1 pseudogene is annotated in these 396 nt (G+C 36.4%); it reads left to right on the top strand.

The features are described 5' to 3' along the window. A pseudogene (locus JKP73_RS22135) lies at nucleotides 1-396 on the top strand (IS3 family transposase); the annotation flags it as partial.

Below are 396 nucleotides of genomic sequence, written 5' to 3'. Positions count from 1 at the left end.
AACTTGAACAAGAATTACGTTATGCGCAAATTGAGGTAGCTTATTTAAAAGGACTTCGGAGATTGGAGAAAAATGCTCTAATGAACAAAAATCAAGACTCATCTACAGTCTCCGTAAAACCTTCAAACTCAAAGAAATCTTGAAAGTTACAGGATTCCCTAAAGCCACTTATTATTATTGGGTTAACTGTTTTGAACGGGTAAACAAAGATGAGCTTATCGAAAAAGAAATGCTTAAAATACGTCAAGAACATGCCAATGCAGGTTATCGTCCAATGAGTGAATTACTTAAGCAACGTGGCTATCACGTCAACCACAAGAAGGTACAGTGCTTAATGAAGAAGCTAGGGCTTCGTGTGACGTCTTATTGGCACAAATCACGTAAATATAATTCATA

The sequence above is a fragment of the Virgibacillus salexigens genome, from assembly GCF_014905415.1.
GTDB lineage: Bacteria > Bacillota > Bacilli > Bacillales > Amphibacillaceae > Virgibacillus > Virgibacillus salexigens.
The sequence above is the reverse complement of the archived record's forward strand: the minus strand, read 5'-3'. Positions and strand labels throughout refer to the sequence as shown.